Origin of the sequence: Atribacter laminatus (assembly GCF_015775515.1) — a bacterium.
Lineage (GTDB): Bacteria > Atribacterota > Atribacteria > Atribacterales > Atribacteraceae > Atribacter > Atribacter laminatus.
In genome coordinates this window covers 997,568-1,015,138 of record NZ_CP065383.1, presented here as the reverse complement: position 1 = coordinate 1,015,138, position 17,571 = coordinate 997,568, and the positions used below count along the sequence as shown (strand labels likewise).

The 17,571-nt window shown below is 35.6% G+C and carries 14 protein-coding genes and 1 pseudogene; 12 read left to right on the top strand and 3 right to left on the bottom strand.

From position 1 onward, the window contains the following. Window positions 1-514: 514 nt before the first annotated feature. The 3 genes and pseudogenes from RT761_RS04740 to RT761_RS04730 form a co-directional block, all read left to right on the top strand. Window positions 515-2,332, top strand: a pseudogene (locus tag RT761_RS04740) (bifunctional 3'-5' exonuclease/DNA polymerase); the annotation flags it as partial. 36 nt (window positions 2,333-2,368) lie between these two features. Then, entirely contained in the window at window positions 2,369-2,791 is a 423-nt protein-coding gene (locus RT761_RS04735) for a CpXC domain-containing protein (RefSeq protein WP_218112928.1), read from the top strand. Between the two features lie 246 nt (window positions 2,792-3,037). Then, a complete protein-coding gene (locus RT761_RS04730; protein WP_218112927.1) occupies window positions 3,038-3,490 on the top strand; it encodes a pyridoxamine 5'-phosphate oxidase family protein in 453 nt (150 codons plus the stop codon). A gap of 23 nt (window positions 3,491-3,513) precedes the next feature. Here RT761_RS04730 and RT761_RS04725 read toward each other — a convergent pair whose 3' ends face one another. After that, window positions 3,514-4,542 carry a CapA family protein gene (locus RT761_RS04725; RefSeq protein WP_218112926.1) on the bottom strand — a complete coding sequence of 343 codons (1,029 nt, stop codon included), beginning with the start codon at window positions 4,540-4,542 and terminating at the stop codon, window positions 3,514-3,516. 626 nt (window positions 4,543-5,168) lie between these two features. Between RT761_RS04725 and RT761_RS04720 the strand changes: the two genes are divergently transcribed. The 3 genes from RT761_RS04720 to RT761_RS04710 all read left to right on the top strand — a co-directional run bounded on the left by RT761_RS04720 (window position 5,169) and on the right by RT761_RS04710 (window position 10,165). Beyond that, the gene (locus RT761_RS04720; RefSeq protein ID WP_218112925.1) at window positions 5,169-6,449 is read left to right on the top strand and encodes a metallophosphoesterase family protein; all 1,281 of its coding nucleotides are present in this window, start codon (window positions 5,169-5,171) and stop codon (window positions 6,447-6,449) included. Between the two features lie 27 nt (window positions 6,450-6,476). Next, window positions 6,477-9,692, top strand: a complete 3,216-nt coding sequence (locus RT761_RS04715) for an AAA family ATPase (RefSeq protein WP_218112923.1) — start codon at window positions 6,477-6,479, stop codon at window positions 9,690-9,692. Between the two features lie 62 nt (window positions 9,693-9,754). Next, the gene (locus tag RT761_RS04710; protein ID WP_218112922.1) at window positions 9,755-10,165 is read left to right on the top strand and encodes an RNase H family protein; all 411 of its coding nucleotides are present in this window, start codon (window positions 9,755-9,757) and stop codon (window positions 10,163-10,165) included. A gap of 385 nt (window positions 10,166-10,550) precedes the next feature. On the opposite strand, the gene RT761_RS04705 is transcribed toward RT761_RS04710, so the two are convergent. Next, window positions 10,551-10,946, bottom strand: coding sequence for a hypothetical protein (locus RT761_RS04705; protein ID WP_218112921.1), 396 nt, complete (start codon window positions 10,944-10,946; stop codon window positions 10,551-10,553). Window positions 10,947-11,263: 317 nt separating this feature from the next. Between RT761_RS04705 and RT761_RS04700 the strand changes: the two genes are divergently transcribed. Together RT761_RS04700 and RT761_RS04695 are read left to right on the top strand one after the other, a co-directional pair. Next, on the top strand, window positions 11,264-11,905 hold the full coding sequence (locus RT761_RS04700; RefSeq protein ID WP_218112920.1) for a tetratricopeptide repeat protein: 642 nt from the start codon (window positions 11,264-11,266) through the stop codon (window positions 11,903-11,905). Window positions 11,906-11,919: 14 nt separating this feature from the next. Then, on the top strand, window positions 11,920-12,774 hold the full coding sequence (locus RT761_RS04695) for a hypothetical protein (RefSeq protein WP_218112919.1): 855 nt from the start codon (window positions 11,920-11,922) through the stop codon (window positions 12,772-12,774). A 125-nt stretch (window positions 12,775-12,899) separates the two neighbouring features. Here RT761_RS04695 and RT761_RS04690 read toward each other — a convergent pair whose 3' ends face one another. Further along, window positions 12,900-13,304, bottom strand: coding sequence for a hypothetical protein (locus tag RT761_RS04690; protein WP_218112918.1), 405 nt, complete (start codon window positions 13,302-13,304; stop codon window positions 12,900-12,902). Between the two features lie 428 nt (window positions 13,305-13,732). Here RT761_RS04690 and pepF point away from each other — a divergent pair, with 428 nt between their 5' ends. The 4 genes from pepF to RT761_RS04670 all read left to right on the top strand — a co-directional run bounded on the left by pepF (window position 13,733) and on the right by RT761_RS04670 (window position 17,547). Beyond that, window positions 13,733-15,628 carry an oligoendopeptidase F gene (gene pepF, locus RT761_RS04685; RefSeq protein WP_246465304.1) on the top strand — a complete coding sequence of 632 codons (1,896 nt, stop codon included), beginning with the start codon at window positions 13,733-13,735 and terminating at the stop codon, window positions 15,626-15,628. Window positions 15,629-15,692: 64 nt separating this feature from the next. After that, window positions 15,693-17,012: an exodeoxyribonuclease VII large subunit gene (xseA, locus tag RT761_RS04680; RefSeq protein WP_218112916.1), complete on the top strand. Its 1,320-nt coding sequence runs from the start codon at window positions 15,693-15,695 to the stop codon at window positions 17,010-17,012. After that, a complete protein-coding gene (xseB, locus tag RT761_RS04675; protein WP_218112915.1) occupies window positions 17,009-17,254 on the top strand; it encodes an exodeoxyribonuclease VII small subunit in 246 nt (81 codons plus the stop codon). The genes xseA and xseB overlap by 4 nt, the downstream gene beginning before the upstream one ends. A gap of 116 nt (window positions 17,255-17,370) precedes the next feature. Then, window positions 17,371-17,547, top strand: a complete 177-nt coding sequence (locus RT761_RS04670; RefSeq protein WP_218112914.1) for a symporter small accessory protein — start codon at window positions 17,371-17,373, stop codon at window positions 17,545-17,547. Window positions 17,548-17,571 lie beyond the last annotated feature (24 nt).

Genomic DNA, 17,571 nt, shown 5'->3' with positions numbered 1-17,571 from the left:
TGTATGAAAGGGATTGTGACACAGTCTGAATGACGGAGCAGGAAAAAATCCAAATCCCCCTAACCCCCTTTGCTAAAGGGGGAGATTGGTTCATGAGTATATATTTTCATCCTCATCTGGTGTTGCAAAGGAGCATGAGGGTCTATCCTGAAAAAACACGGGCATGATAAATCAAGCCCCTACAAAAGATTTAAAATTGTAGGGGCGACAATTTATTGCTCCCGATTAAAGTAGCGACATGCCATGGCATGTCGAATCCTGGACTTTCACCCTCATCCCCTTTCGCACACTCCCATCAAGGGAGAAAGAACTCTGAATCGTCATTGCGAGGAACGGAGTGACGTGGCGATCTCATGAGCTCAATCTTTTTTATTCCTCTCCCTTTGGATAAAGGGAGAAGGTTTGAGATTCGATTATTTAAAAAGTATATTAGTAATTTCATTGTTACTTCGTGCTCCTATAGGATAGAGTGTATCAATATTTTGCATTTTCATAAAAGCCAAAAAAAAGATACAATATCCATAGGTCCAAATTAAACCGAAAAGAAGAAAGGATAAATATAGTCTTGATGCACACCGAGTATCGCTTAATAAAAACAATTAATGATATTCACCCACTTTTATCATCTTTGAATGAAAACTCAATCATTGCAATTGATACCGAAACGACCGGGCTTGATCCTTTTCAAAACCGAGTTCGGTTGATCCAAATTGCATCCATTAATCAACCAGTATTCTTAATAGATTTTTGGAAAGCATCTCATGATATTATTGCCTCTTTGAATAAAATTTTTGCTTCACCAACTCTAAAAATTTTTCACAATGCCAAGTTTGATCTCAAGTTCTTAATAAAATCTGGATTCATTGTTTGTGGCCCTTATTTTGACACCATGTTAGCCGCGCAGATTTTGTCAGCCGGCCAAAAAAGCCATGGTTTTAAGTTATCAGACTTGGCTCGTGAGGAATTAAATATTGACCTTCCTAAGGAGTTACAAAACAGTGATTGGAGTAATGAATTAAGTAATGAACAATTAAATTACGCGGCTCGTGATGCTCAAGTATTGCTGGAAATTTACCCTTGTCTTCTTTCAAAACTGGAAAAATCAAACTTATTTTCAACTTCAAAATTAGAATTTGAGTGTCTCCCAGCTGTCGTAGAAATGGAACTCAGTGGCATGCTGCTTCACACCGAAAAATGGGAAACATTAACCAAAGAACTGGAAAAAAACCAAAACGATTTAGCGGCGACTCTTCGTCAAAAACTTAGTGAAGGATTTAAGAGAATTCAACGACTCCCATTTATGGAGGATCAAACCACTGAGCGGCCGCCTCTTAACTTAGATAGCCCTAAACAAATGTTGGAAGCCTTACAGCAGTTGGGTATTCCCTTAAAAACCACCTCTCACGAAGAACTGTCTCAATTAAGCCGTCAATTTCCAGTTATTCAAGCTCTAATCGATTATCGCAAAGTAACCAAAGTGCTTCAATCTTTTGCCAGTGCTCTCCCTAAATATATCCATCCGGTAACCAATCGAATTCATCCTGATTACTGGCAAATTGGAACTGCTACTGGGCGTTTTTCCTGTCGAAATCCCAACCTGCAACAAATCCCTCGAGATCAGATTTTTCGAGAATGTTTTATTCCATCAGAAGGTAATCTCCTTATAATCGGCGATTACTCTCAAATCGAACTTCGTGTTGCAGCAGAAATCAGCCATGATCAAAGAATGACCGATGCTTTTCAGCAAAACCAAGATATCCATTGCTTGACTGCCTCCCTTTTAATTGGAAAAGATTTCGATAAAGTTACCAAAGAAGAAAGGCAAGCCGCAAAAGCAGTTAATTTTGGCCTTTTATATGCCATGGGAGCTCGAGGCTTAAAGCTCTATGCTCAAAATTCTTATGGGGTCGAGATGACCGACCAACAGGCAATTGATTTCCGTAAGCGTTTTTTTGAAGTATATCAAGGGATAGCTTCCTGGCAAAAAGAACTCAGTAACAGTCGTCTTAAGGAAATTCGAACCCTTAACGGACGATTAAGACTGTGGGAGGATAAACCCCGGATTACAGAACTCTTTAATACTCCAATACAAGGAACAGCTGCCGATATAATTAAAAAAGCCTTGGCTCTATCTTTTCCTTATTTAAATAGCAATGATATTCATCTCATTGGAACTGTCCACGATGAAATTATCCTTGAATCACCTCAAGAAAAAGCCCAAGAAATCTTCCATTTCTTGAAAGAAACAATGATAAAGGCTGGAAAAATATATATTCAACAAGTCCCCATAGAGGTAGACATTGTTATCGCAAAAAATTGGTCTGAAAAGTAATTCTAAGAAGAATTTTTAAGAAGAAGGAGAAAGAAAATGTCGGTTTGTGAGCATATTGAATTTCAATGCCCCAGTTGCAACTCATCGCAAACAGTTGAGATCTGGAGATCAATTAATACTCAAGAAAACCCTGAATTGAAAAAAGAACTTTTTGAGGGAAGAGTTAACGTTTTTCACTGTCTTGAGTGTGACTTCGAAGGAAGCCTTCCAGTGGATTTGCTTTACCACGATGTTGGCAATCAATTTTGCGTTCAGTTTTTTCCTTTTGAATGGGTACTTGACGATAAATTCATCCAACGTTTTCGCTTCCAAGATGGAAATGTGGTTTTTGACCTTCAAAAGGATATTTTAAATCTTCCAGCTTACCTTCAGAATTTCCAAATTACTTTTAATATGAATGAAATGATTCGATACATCATTTTTTTGGAAAAAGTTCTGCAGGCTGGTAAAAATAGGTGAAAATAAAAAACCACAGATTCCAACAAACCTTCCAACTTTAATTTTTTCTTCAGGGAATTCGAGCTCTCCAATTCCCCGTAGGAACATCAGGCTTTAACCCTCAGTTCTTAAAGCTTTCCAATTTCTCGGAACCTGCGGTAACAATATTAAATATCAAATTTCATAAAAAGTCAAGATTAATTGGTATTGTGCCGACAATTTTGAGATGAATTACCCACCAATAATACTTAAAGGAGAAAATAGATTATGGCTAAGAAATGGCTTACCCGAGATGATTCAATCAAATACCTCAATGAAGCTTTTTATGGTCATCTTGCGACCGTGAGTAATAATCGGCCTTATCTGGTCCCAGTTAATTATGTTTTTCATCAAAATCATCTCTATATCCATTCCGCACTTCAAGGACAAAAACTCGAAAATATTCGGGCAAACTCTCGAGTTTGTTTCGAGGTTAGTCACCCCATCCAGCTTCTCCCCGGGAAAAAACCCTGTCAATTTGGAGTTCATTACTGGAGTGTTTTGGTTTTTGGTCAGGCAAGCATCCTTGATGACTTAAATTTAAAAATAGCAGCTCTGAGGCTCTTCATCAAAAAATACAACCATGATGACAATTTAGCTCCCATGGATTCTGATGATATTCAGAAGGTTGCTATTATTGATATACGTATCGAAACTATCTCTGGCAAGGCAAATTATTAAAAAAGGAAGTTATAATATGGGAGTTATTCTATTTCTTTAATATAATATTTATCGTCATTTTCCTGAAAAAACATTATTCCCTGGTCTGAAACCAGATGGATTTTGGCAATAATTTTTTCGGCTTTTTCTTCAGAAGCTGGTTTTGTCTGACATTTGCTAATTTCAAACATTATAATATAAGGAAATAGCACGCCTTCTTCTTTGAAATCACAATTAAAAATAAAGCTTTCTTTCTCTCGATCTCCATGCTGATCAAAAAGAAAATTTCCCAAGCTATATAAAATATACTTCCCTCGATATTTTTCGATTCCTTGAATAACATGGGGATGATGTCCAATAATCAGATCAACACCGTTATCAATAAGCTGATGAGCAATTTCGACTTGATGGGGGTGGGGGAGAGATTCATACTCCAACCCCCAGTGGAGAGAGACGATGATAAAGTCCACCTGATCGCGGATGTCTTGAAGGGCAGAAATAAATTCATCCAATCCAACTTGACATGGGCCTGAAGACTTCGGATCAACTTTCTCGATTTGAAGAGGATAACCAAGGAATGCAAAGAAAGATAAAGTTAATCCATTTTTATAAATTATAACCGGTTTTAGGGCTTCTTCTTGATTCTCTCCAGCACCGAAAGGATACAATCCGGCATTTTTAAGATTATCAATAGTATCTATTAAAGCAAGATTACCATAATCCATTATATGGTTGTTAGCTAAAGAAACGAGGTTTATGCCTGCTTTTTCAAGCACAGCAACATAAGAAGGGTTACCTCGAAATATAAACTTTTTCTTTAATGCTTCACCCCGCTCAGAAAGAGGGCCTTCCAGGTTGCCAAGCACCAAATCTCGGTTTAATAAATATAAGTCTATTCCTTTTAAAGGATAATCTTGCCCCTTTTTTTCAATAATCATTCGTATCCCACGGTCAAGAAGAATATCCCCCACCGCTGAAAATCGAACTGCTTTTTCAACCGAAAAAGCAGTTAGAGATAATTGATTGATTATTATGAAAATAAATAAAAAAATTGTAAATTTCCTGTATACCATTTGTTTCAATCCTGTTAATACAAATTTACCATAAACATCTTAACGCTCTCATCCCGAGGCTTCGTTTTTCGAAGCCTTGAAGATCTCATCTGACCCCGCCGGTGTCATCCTGAGCCCTCGCTTTTCGAGGGCGTGAGGATCTCATCTTTTCATTTTTTAAAAAAAATTACTAAATGAGATTGCCACGTCGCTGCGCTCCTCGCAATGACGGAGCAGGTGGATGAGATTGCCACGTCGCTGCGCTCCTCGCAATCAGACTGTGTCATAATTATTTTATAAATTATTTACCCCCACTTATGTTGATATTTTACAGTAATATTGGAAATAGATTACCAAAAACTGAAGATAAATGTACTGTATCCTCTACTTTTAAGCTATTCTTAGTGTATGAACGGGATTGTGCCACAGCCTGAATGACGGAGAGGGAAAAAACTCAAATCCCCCTAACTTTTCCATCATCATCCAGTATTGTAAAACAACGCAAGCAACGATATTAATTAACAAAAAGTGAGTCATTTGACTTCATAACAATTCCAAAGTAAATTGATAACCGGCGAGTTGAATGAATACCATTTGTATTAATATTTTACCATTAGAGAAAGTCATGTTTAGAAAAGAGGCTGGAAATGGGAAGACAACCACTCTTTCGTTTTATACATTGTTCCGATTTGCATTTAGACAGTCCATTTGAAGGAATTCACTCAGTTGAACCTTGGGTAGCTGATATTCTTCGTAAAGCGACCTTTGAAGCTTTCCAAGGGGTTGTTAATACTGCAATTCAAAAAAAGTGTGATTTTGTCATCATTTCAGGAGACATATACGACAGTGTCGATCGCAGCCTCTATGCCAAACTTCGATTTCGAGAAATGTTGAAGCAACTTAATAAAGCTCAAATAAAGTGCTACTTAGTTCATGGAAACCATGACCCACTTTCGGGTTGGGAACCAGAAATTACCTTACCCCAAGGAATTTACCGTTTCCCTGGGGATAAAGTCAGTTTAATTCCTTTTATCAAAAACCATCGAGAAATTGCCCACCTTTACGGAATTAGTTTTCAAGAAAAAGCCAATATGAACAACCTGGCAAAATTGTATCAAAAGTCATCCAATCAAGTATTCTCGATTGGTATTCTTCATTGTAACGTCGGAGGGATGCCCAACCATGATAACTATGCCCCCTGTTCAATTGACGACCTGGTCAATACCAGACTTGATTATTGGGCATTAGGACATATCCATACACCTACGATTATACGAAAACATCATCCGGTTATTCTTTATCCTGGAAATACTCAGGGGCGTAATATAAATGAAAACGGCCCGAGAGGCTGTTATCTGGTTCAAGTTTATGAAAACCAAGATGTTGAATACGATTTTTATCCAACCGATATTGTTCGCTGGTTTCAAAAAGAAATCGATATTTCTAATCTAAATCATCTGGATGATTTGTTGACTCTATTGATTGAACAGCGTGAAGACACCCGCCGACAGGCTGATGGTCGGCATGCCATACTCCGTTTAGCACTAAAAGGGATGGGAGAACTCGATCTGATTCTGCGGCAAAAAATTGATACCGATAAAGATTTAACTGCCCATCTTCGTGAAGGAGAAAATGAAAAAAATTCGTTCGTTTGGATAGAATCTGTCCTCATTCAAACTCAACCCCCGATCAATATCGAACAAAGACGCTTGATTGATGATTTTATTGGTGACTTCTTGCGGACCATTGATAAGACCAGGAAAGAACCTGACCTTAAAAAAACTTTAAAAACAATACTTGCCCACAGACCAGAATGGAATACTATTCGTCATGAAATGGAGGCTATTTTAAATAATAATAGTCTCGATCTTCTTAAAGAAGCCGAATTATTCGGCTTGGAAGAATTACTGCGTAATGAAAAATACTAAACTAATGGAAAATTTTGTGAAAACAATATGAAAATTCGAAGTATATATTGTGACGGTTTTGGCATAATAAACCAGCAAGGGATGGATAACCTGCTCAAGGGTCTAATTGTAATAATTGGGAATAATGAAAGTGGAAAAACCACCCTTATGGAATTTCTTCGCACGAGCCTCTTTGGTTTTTCTTCCCATAAGCAACAACGGAAAGAATATTTGCCTGTTGGAAACGGTACGCATGGTGGTCGTTTGATTGTTGTAATGAAAGATGGTCGTGAGTTTTATATTGGATGGAATCGTTCAAAATGGACAATAAAAGATAAACACGAGAATACTATTGATTCCAGTATCTTTAAAAATTCATTGGGAAATATCGATCGTCAAACCTATGAACGCATCTTTGCAATTGGTTTAAAAGACTTACAAGGTCTTGATATTTTGTCAGAAGAAAATATTAAAAGCCGTCTTTTTTCTGCAGGTACCGGGTTGGGAGCAACCTCTTTTCCTGTACTTTTAAAAAAAATTGATCGAGAACTCGACAATCTCCTTACCAAAAAAGGACGAATCCCCATTATTAACCAAACATTGCAAAATCTGAATGAAATTAACTACAAGATTAAATCCTTACGCGAACAAACATCTCAATATGTTGAAAATCAAAAAAAATTGGAAATCATCGAAGCAACAATTAAGGGAAACCGCCAGGAAGAACAGTCTATTCGAGAACGTTTGTTGCTTATTAATAATTTAGAACAAACCAGAAATTTTTGGATTCGATTCAAAAAAGCCGAACAAAATGAAGAAAAATTTAGATTCGCTCAATTTTTCCCAGATCAAGGTTTGAAAAAGTTAGAAAAGATTAAAAGCGATATTGAAGGGTTGGAATTAAAAAAGAGAAATGTGAATCAAGCTATAGAAAATATTAAAATTGAAATAGAAAAATCACTTGGTTTTGAAAAAATTATCCAACACCAAAATGAAATAGAGCTTTGTATTGGAGAAAAAGAAAAGTACCTCTCCTTCCTTGAAGAACATGCTCGCTTAAAAAAACAAAACCTGCTTTTAAAAAACGACCTTGTGCAAAAACTATCAAGCCTTGGTCTCGAATGGAATCGTGATAAACTCAAAAAAACCATAATCACTCCTGAAACTCAAAAAACCGTTGAACTTTACAAAAAATCTTTTTTAAAAATAAATGAAAAAATTCAGTACCTTCAAAACGAATTGAATACAAAAACAGAACTAAAGAAAAACTTCTTTCATCATATTAATTTAATTAATAAAAGGATATTTCGACCGACGATTCCCCTTTTTATAAACTCAGATGATCTTCAAATTAAAAAACAAGCTTTAAAAAAACTTCATTCCCTTTTCCGAGAGTTAGATAAAAATCAATTTCTTATGACTCAATTGAAAATAAAAGATAAAGAGCACAAAAATCATTATGAAGAAATACTGGGTAAATCTCAAGAGATATCAAAACCTTTTTCTCTTTGGTTAAAGGTAGCCATTTCATTTTTACCATTAATGCTAATTTACTTTATTTCTCCCTCAATCAACCAACAAATACCTAAAGAATGGCTACTGCTTCTCAGTTTAAGCGGTTCAATAATGATTTTTATCACTTTCTATAATTATCATAATAAACAACACTATTTGAGAAAACGTTTATTATCCAATTTAAATAAATATGAGGATGAAATAGATCAAATTCATGAAGAAATTATCAGGCTTCATAAGCAATCTAGGCAAATTAACCGTCAAATTGATGAAGTGAGTCAAAAGTATTTTTCCAAGAAATTTTTCAGCTATAACGAATTGGAAAGCTTCGAAATCCAATTTGAAAAAGAATTAGAGGACTTCTTGAAACGTCAAGAGCTCAAAAAAGAACAGGATAGCCTAATTTTAAAACAACAAGAAACCCAGCAAATGATAAATGATTTATGGCAAAGCCTTGCTGAAGCTGAAAAAGAAAAAAAACAAATGAGGGAGAATTGGTTAGCTTGGTTATTTGACAACGGATTCCCAACCGTTATCCAACCGGATGATTTCCAGGCTTTCCAGCAATTAATTGAAAACGCTCAAAAACAAGAACTCCATCTGCTCAGCGAAGAAGAGCGAGAAATTCAGAACTCTAATTATTTAGAAAAAGCTCGGTCTTCACTATTAAGTCTTCTTCAATTATGCGAAGATTTACCCACCAAAAACGAAGTGGATATTTCCAGCTTTGATCGTCTTCATTCCTATTATGCTGAAGCTATAGAAAGAAAAAGAAAATATCTTTTACTAAGAGAGCAAATCGAGCAAAAAAAACTGGAAGAGAAAATAATTGAAGAACAACTTTTATCGAAGAGAAAGGAAATTTCAGATCTTTATAATTTGATAAAGGTTAATGATGAAGTAAATTTTCTACTTTTTGCCGCTGCTCACGAAAAATGGCTCGCTGCTCAAAAAGAAATGATTGAAACAAAGGAAAGTCTTCTGCTCATTGCTGAAAAACCAGAAAAGCTCAATTCATTGATCAAAGAGCTACAGAAAACCGATGTTCTCCAACTTCATGAAGAAAAAAGATCCCTCGAGCAGGAACTCAATAACCTCATTCAAAAGATTGGTCAAGATGAGCAGGAAAAAGGAGCTATTATTGAAAGAATGACCTATTTGGAAAACAACCAAACTCAGGGAGAACTTCTTTTCGAAGAGCGTCTTCACCGTGAAAAGCTGAACAATTATCTAAAGCGATGGACAACCTTAGTTTTGGCTCGCCATTTCTTAAAACAAACCCAAAATATTTATGAACAAAGTCGACAACCACGTGTTATCCAAGAAGCTCAGCATTTTATTCAACAGATAACCAATCATCGTTACCATCTATTCAGCTCAGTTGATAACCAAACAATCTACTTGGAAGAGCAGAACCATCGGAGAAAAAAAGAAAAAGAATGGAGTAGCGGTTTGGCTGATCAAGTTTATTTATCTATCCGTTTCGGTCTGGCATTGGATTTTGGTCAAAAGAACGAACCACTCCCCATTCTCTTAGATGATATTTTGGTAAATTATGACCCATCCAGACAAGTTAATACTACAAAAATTATTCTTCAATTTTCTGAAGAAAATCAAATATTTCTTTTCTCTTGTCATCCTGAAACCGTTAATATCATCCAAAAAGCAAAGTCTTTATTTAATTTAGAATCCATACCGGTTACTTTTTATCATATTAAAGATGGAATAATTACACCTGATTTAATTTAAAGATATTCAAGGAAATAGAACATTGATAAATGAACAAATTTAAAAGAGTGAGGAATTTTTCAATGAATGAATGGGAAGCTTACGTCGATGGGTCGTATTATAACCATAAGGTTGGATACGGAGCAGTTATTATTCATAAAAATAAGGTTAAAAGCGAATTGTTTGGTTCGGTACCTGAAGAATTTAGTCATTCCCGCCAAGTAGGAGGAGAACTTTTTGCTGTCATCCAAGTGGTCAAATGGTGCCAAAAAGAAAACATAACAAAAATTACTATATATTTTGATTATTGGGGCATTCAGAAATGGGTTACTGGAGATTGGAAAACCAATATAAGCTTGACAAAAAATTACACTGATTTTATTAACCATTCTCCAATTCAAATTCATTGGCAAAAAGTAAAAAGTCACTCTGGTAATCTATGGAACCAGCGTGCTGATGAATTAGCAAAAAAAGGAGCTAATGGTATTGGTTGAATATCTTTGTGAGGAGCAAAATAAAATGGGAATCTCAATCCTAAAAACTGTGAATAGCGAATCGTGAGTAAGATAAAAATTAAGAATGGAGAACGGTTGAAGTAAGGAATTTTCCCCTCGCCCCTTGGTGGGAGAGAGTTAGGGTGAGGGGGCAACCATTTTCATTATCACTGAATACCGAAATCTATTAACAAGGTCAACTCATAAAAAATTGTCAAAGAATAACATTCAGCATAAATATTGAGAACATTTTAAATAAAAAAGATAGGTCACCATAATTTTTGTAGTCACTATAACTATGCATTAGGGTAGCCTATCCTATTTATTTATTAACTAGTTATTTAGTTTTTTCTAGTCCAAAATACAATTATTACAGGCTACAGTTTTAACAAGGATTACAACACGGATCACAGGTCTGGCAAGGATCACAGGTCTGGCAAGGATCACAGGTTGGGGTTGGGCAAGGATTACAGGTTGTGCAAGGATTACAGGTTGGTGTTGGTGTTGGGCAAGTATTACAGGTATCACAGGTTGTACAGGTTGGACTTGGAGTTGGAGTACATGTAGCACAGGTATCACAGGTTGTACAGGTTAGGCCAGAGTTTGGAGTTGGAGTCGGGGTTGGGGTTGGTGTTGGAGTTGGCGTTGGTGTTGGAGTGGGGGACGGAGTCGGGGTTGCGCTACCTGAGCCACTGCTGAGAGCCTTCCATAAGCAACCAGACATAGTAAGAGTAAGTAATAAAACTGAAATGACCATAACAATCCAATAAGTTCTTTTCATTCAAACGACCTCCTATTTTATTAAACCACTTTAATAATAACATTTTTATAGGAACATTCAAATTCAAATCATATTTAATTTTCTTTTAAAGTCAAGTTAAATTTTTTTTCTATTATCTTTTCTTTGGTTATATAAAAATTAGAATTGATCTAAAACAATCTCTCAGGAACAAAGTTAAAAGAAAATGGTTAATAAAAAATCAGAAGGTAAAAACAATCTTAATCTTAGAAATAAATACACAAAAATGTATTTTTTTGTTTCAAAACTATAAAATATGTTAATATTCCAATATATCCTTTGAAAGGAGGTTGAATATCATGAATAAAAATATGAGTACGTGCTTTCTGTTAAGTCTATTCTTGTTGTTTTTTATTTTCTCCGGGTCGGTTTATGCTCTTGATACGGTTGAAATAGATTATGGAGATCAGAATACTGTTGATGGTTATGCTCAAACCATGTTTGATCAAGGATATAATCTGTACCAAGCTGGTCGCTATGGTGATGCTATTCAATTTTTTATTGATGCAACTTCAGCTAAGCCAAATTTTACTAAGGCATGGTATTGGTTAGCTCGAACCTATCAGGAGAATAACATGGTTGATGAAGCCATTTGGGCTTGGAAAAAGGTAATTCAGCTTGATCCAAGCAATACTCAAGCTCAGTACTTCCTCAACAAAATGCAAAATTGGAGATTATACGGGAAAGAAGCCTGGGACATATATGAACAAGCCCAAAATGCCTATCTTCAAAATCAATATATACCAGCCATTCAACTTTTTGAGGCTGCAATTAGAGAAAATCCCAATTTAGAGGTCGCTTATTATTGGCTTGGAATAAGCCAATTGAAAAATGAGGATTATGCTGCAGCGGTGAAAAGTTTGGAAAAATATCTGACCTTGCAACCCCAAGATAAAAATGCTCAATATTGGCTTAATCAGGCTAAAAAAGGCAAGAAGTAACAAGGAGAACATAGATGAAAAAAAATCTATTAATATTGATTTCTGTTTTATTCCTTTATGTTTCCATGGGGTTCTTGGGAGAAATCGTTTTTGGACAGGAGATAAATACTCTCGATAAGATATTTCATAATACAAAATCGCTTTCCATTAATGATTATTCCATTGAAAAAATCCCTGGACCCCAAGATGAACAATGGAGTGCGGTCCTGAAAAGAAACAATGAAGTGATTATGCGCTTTGAAAACGGTTACCTTGAAGATATGACCATTTTCGGTCTTTACCCATTCATTGTTAACCGGGATAAACAATTGGTTATCGAGCAGTTTTCTGGTGGCGCCCATTGCTGTTGGAGTGATTGGATTATTGAGCTATCTTCTCCAATAACCATTCTTTACGATAGTCAAAAATATCCGGTTGGATATGGAATAGTGATAGAAGATATTAATAAGGATGGGAATTCTGAGTTTATTCAAACCTTGTTAACCTTCGATTATTTTGATCGCATGCCCCATGCCTATTCACCTTTACCAGCAGTAGTTTTTGCTTTTGACGAATCTTCAAATCAATTCGTTCCTGCCAATACCCGTTTTGCCGATTATCTATTAAAGGATATTGAAGAGAATATTCAATATTGCCAAGAATATACATCCAAAGTAAAAGCCAACCCAGATTCTTATGACGATAGCACTGGAGAATATCTATCGAGCGTTCTGCAGGTTGTTATTCCATATATTTACGTAAATCAAGAAGAAAACGCTTGGTCATTTTTTGATCAAAATTATCTGCTAAAAGATAAAGAAGAGATTCGTCAAAAAGTTGAGGGGCAGCTTAATAACTGTGCTGTGTATCAGTATCTAAAAAAGCACTAATCTATTTGCGTACAACCTTAATTAATAAAGCCCGGGTGAAACAATCCGGGCTTTATTAATTTTCTATGCATTCAATAGAATAAAATGTCTATTCATTGAAAAGGAAAAAATGAAAGACTCTTTTATTAATATACTATTGGATACAACTCTTCATAGGTTATTGTCCCAGTCCAAATAGCTGGCATACCATCAAACTGAATCGTTACAGAATAATCAGTATTTTCCAATGACAATCCCGAGGTATAGGAAATATCAATATACCAGTTTCCATTTGAAACTCCAGAGTATTTCACCAACATAGTCCCTCCAGGCATTGTTGCTGGTATGGTTTGCCTGGTCCAGTTAGTAATATTGGTTGGAACCTCATTCCCGGCATCATTTGCTTTCGCAATAGCCAGGTCCCGAGCCCTGTCAATATCATCAGGCGGTGTCGGTGTTGGTGTTGGTGAGGGTGGAGTACACCCCAGCAATAATGTAAAAATTGCTACTAAACTAACGATAAGAAAAATAATACGACTTTTTTGTAACATTAAATCACCTCCTAAATATAATTACTATTTATATTATATCGGTTAAACTCATAAAATAATTATAAATATCTTTCTATTGATGTATCATTAGACCTGCAAAGAATTTTAAGATAATTAACACTCTAATAGGTTACGAAAACAATTCTCTTTTATCAATAGCCTTTTGTACCAATTTTTAAAATAATTCCTTTTTTGATTTGCTTAATTAAATTCAATTTACTACATAACAGTACCTTAAGCAATCTTAAAACATATTTTTAAGCTCTATTGGAGATTTGTCTAAAATAGTCATGCTTGGAGATATTTTTAAAATTATAAGATCCAGGATTATTCAGCTACCCCATTTTCAGCATTGATTAATTGTTTAAAATAAATTAGCATAAATTAGTTCCTTAAAAAAGGAGGCGGAGGCGAAGAGCCAATTGAATATGAATAAAAAATTACTTTCCCTTATCTATTGCCTTATTGGTTCATTTCTTATTCTCGGTACAATACATTTTAATGCATTAGCAGCGGAGGGACCTGTGTCAAGAGGACAGATTGAAGAAAAATACCAATGGAACTTGGGTGATATTTATTCCAACCAAAAAGAATGGGAAATAGATTTTGCCAAGATTCAAAATGAATACCTTCCCAAGATGGAGGAATTCCGTGATAAATTAAGCCAGGCTGAAAACGTTCTCGCCTGTTTACAATTCAACGACGAACTCTTCCGATTAATAGAAAAATTATACGTTTATGCCTATATGAAAGCCGATGAAAACCAGGATGATAGCGTTGCTTCAGAAATGAGTTCTCGAGCTGAAACTCTTTATTCCCAAGCTGCAGCAACGGTATCTTTTATAAGGCCAGAATTATTAAGCCAACCAGAATCAGTTCTCAAAGGATATATGGAGGATCCAGCTTTTAGCGATTATCGTCATACTTTAGATGCCTTGTTAAAATTAAAACCTCACACTCTTTCTAAACCTGAAGAAGAATTGTTAGCCAAAGCATCAGATATGGCAAGTGCTCCTTCAGTAATATTCGATAAAGTAACTGAGGCGGATATGATTTTCCCAAAGGTTCTGGATGATAAAGGTAAAGAAGTTCAACTCTCCGAGGGAGTTTTTTATCGATACTTACAAAGCCCTGACCGAGAATTCCGCAAGCGGGTTTATGAAGGAATTCTAAATTCCTATGATAAATCCAAAAATACTTTAGCTGCTACTTTAAATTCAGAAGTTAAAAAGAACTGGTTTTATTCCCAGGCTCGAAAATATGATTCTTCGCTTGAAGCTTCACTTTTTAGCGAAAATATTCCAAGAGAAGTTTACGATAACCTCATTCAAGCGGTGAATAATAATCTTTCTTATCTCCATCAATATGTTCAATTGCGAAAAAAGGTCTTTCAACTGGACCAGGTTCAAATTTTTGATATGTATGTCCCCCTGGTGGCAGATTATACACTTACGGTCTCTTATGAAAAAGCCCAACAAAAGCTTTTAGAAGGACTAAAACCTTTGGGACCAGAATATTTGGATATGTTAAAAAAAGGGTTTGAGAACCGATGGATTGATGTGTATGAAACCGAAAACAAAGCAACCGGTGGTTACAGCTGGGGCGCGTATGATACTCATCCTTATATTTTAATGAATTATGACAATACTGCCGATTCCATGCTAACCCTTGCTCACGAAATGGGTCATGCTCTGAATTCTCATTACACCAATAGCAGTCAAAAATATGTAAATTCTCAAACACCAATTTTCACTGCTGAAGTCGCTTCAACCATGAATGAAAACCTCATGTTAGAATACCTCATCAAAAACGCAAAAAATGATGATGAAAAATTATATTTTTTAGACAAACTGATCGAAAACATTCGGGGCACGGTCTATACCCAGGTTATGTATTCAGAATTTGAGCAAATAATCCATGAAAGAATAGAAAAAGGCGAAGCGCTTTCTTATAAATATCTCAGTGATGCTTGGAAAGAGCTATTGGGAAAATACTACGGTCCGGATTTTATCGTTGAAGAATTAGCCAGTCGCGGCTGGTCTCGTATTCCCCATTTTTATATGAATTTTTATGTCTTTAAATATGCAACCTCTCTTGCCGCATCCAATGAACTTCTCAATAATATCCTTACTGATCAACCAGATGCTATTGATAAATATCTGAGTTTTCTAAAAGCAGGAAGCTCTGATTATCCCGTGGAAATACTCAAGGCAGCTGGGGTAGATATGATTTCAACCCAACCAGTTGATCATCTTCTCAAAAAATTTGGAGATTTAGTCAAAGATATGGAAGAAACTTTTAAAAAGAAAGGAATTATAGAGTAGTTGAGTCAATTTTTATTGATCTATTCAACCAAGCGATTACATATTTTAGAATCGGAAAAAATTAATGGTTAATCAAATGATTGCTTCACAATTTATCAGTCTATATGATTTATGCGTTCTCATCCGGAAAGTTGTTGGGGATAACTTTCCGGAATATATATGGATTGTAGCAGAAATCGCCAACATTAAAGAAAATCAAAATGGTCATTGTTATTTAGAATTAGTCGATAAAAATGAGGAGAAGGTCATCGCTCAAGCCAGAGCTACGATCTGGGCTTATAATTACCGATCTCTTTCCTATAAATTTGAAAAAGCAACTGGAGAAACCCTTAAAAGAGGCATGAAAATCCTCTTTAGTGCTCAGGTTCAATACCATGAAGTATATGGATTGAGTCTCAATATTAAAGATATTGATCCTACCTATTCGACCGGAGAGATGGCCCGAAAAAAAAGAGAGACGGTGGAACGCCTTTTACGAGAAAACCTATTAGAATTGAATAAATCTCTTCTCCTTCCTTTAGTTCCCCAGCGCATTGCCATTATATCCTCCCCGACAGCTGCTGGTTATGGCGATTTTATGACCCACCTCCAGGAAAATTCTTATGGATATCAGTTCTCTCTCAGTTTATTCCAAGCCTTAATGCAGGGAGAAGAGGCATCATTCTCGATAATAGCTGCCCTTCAAAAAATTAAAAAACAAATTGATTTATTCGATTTGGTGGTGATTATTCGAGGTGGTGGCTCTCAAATTGACCTAAGTTGTTTTGATGATTATGAACTTTCTGCAGAAATTGCTCGCTTTCCCTTACCAGTAGTGACTGGCATCGGACATGAGCGCGATGACACCGTGGTTGACATGGTTGCTCATACCAAGAAAAAAACCCCAACTGCAGTTGCTGATTTTTTAATCTCTGGAATTCGTCTTTTTGAAACTCAGATTGAAGAATTACAAAACAGTATAATTCGTTACTCTGACCGATTATTAGAAAATTCACGCTTTTCACTCCAAGAAAATCTCAACAATTTGAACCACGCTTTGAAAAATATTTTGTCACATACTTTTTCAACATATCAACTTTTAGCAATTCGTTTTTGCCTGGCAAGTCGTAAATATTTTTCTGACCATCAAAATCGCTTGTCTCTAATCTTACAAAAAGTGAATGCGGTTTTTCGGCAAAAATTCCAAGAAGCCAAGAACAAACATTTGCTCCTTGAACAATTTATGTATCATTTTAATCCAATAAATCTCATGAAACGAGGGTTTAGTATTGCCCGAATGAATGGAAACCTTCTTACCAGTGTTAAACAAGCGAAATCAGGCCAAATTATTACAACACAGCTTCTCGATGGATTAATATTGAGCAAAGTGGAGGATAAATCATGAATAAAAAGGATCATATAAGCTATAAACAAGCTCTTGAGGAATTAGAGAAAATAGTCGATGAAATTGAAAATGGAGAAATTGATGTTGATCTTTTAGCCGAAAAGGTAAAACGTGCGACAGTCTTGAGCCAAATTTGTAAGAGCAAATTGAGAAAAACTCAAGAAGAGCTTGATAAATTATTAAGTGAAATTGAAAAAGAAGAGAATGAACAACAAGATACCGACCCTGAACCATCCTCGTAATGTAAGCTATTTATCATAACTAAAAATTATCTCTTTTTTTTAAATTTTCTATTGTTTTTTCACCTTCTTTTGCTACAATTGTCACAATTTAAATTTTAACCGAAGGAGTGGGAAATATGCTGGGTTTACATGACTTTACCATTGCTCTCCTCTATATTCTCTGCATTGCTAGTTCCTTACTATGTGTAATTTATGGCATTTTATACTGGAATCAAGGCGGTGAAAAACCGATCGAACCGGTCAAATTGGTTGAGTGGCAGAAAGAAGAAAAGGAGTTGGAAGAAGAGCTGTAACTTGAAAATTCAGGAAGGGGAAGA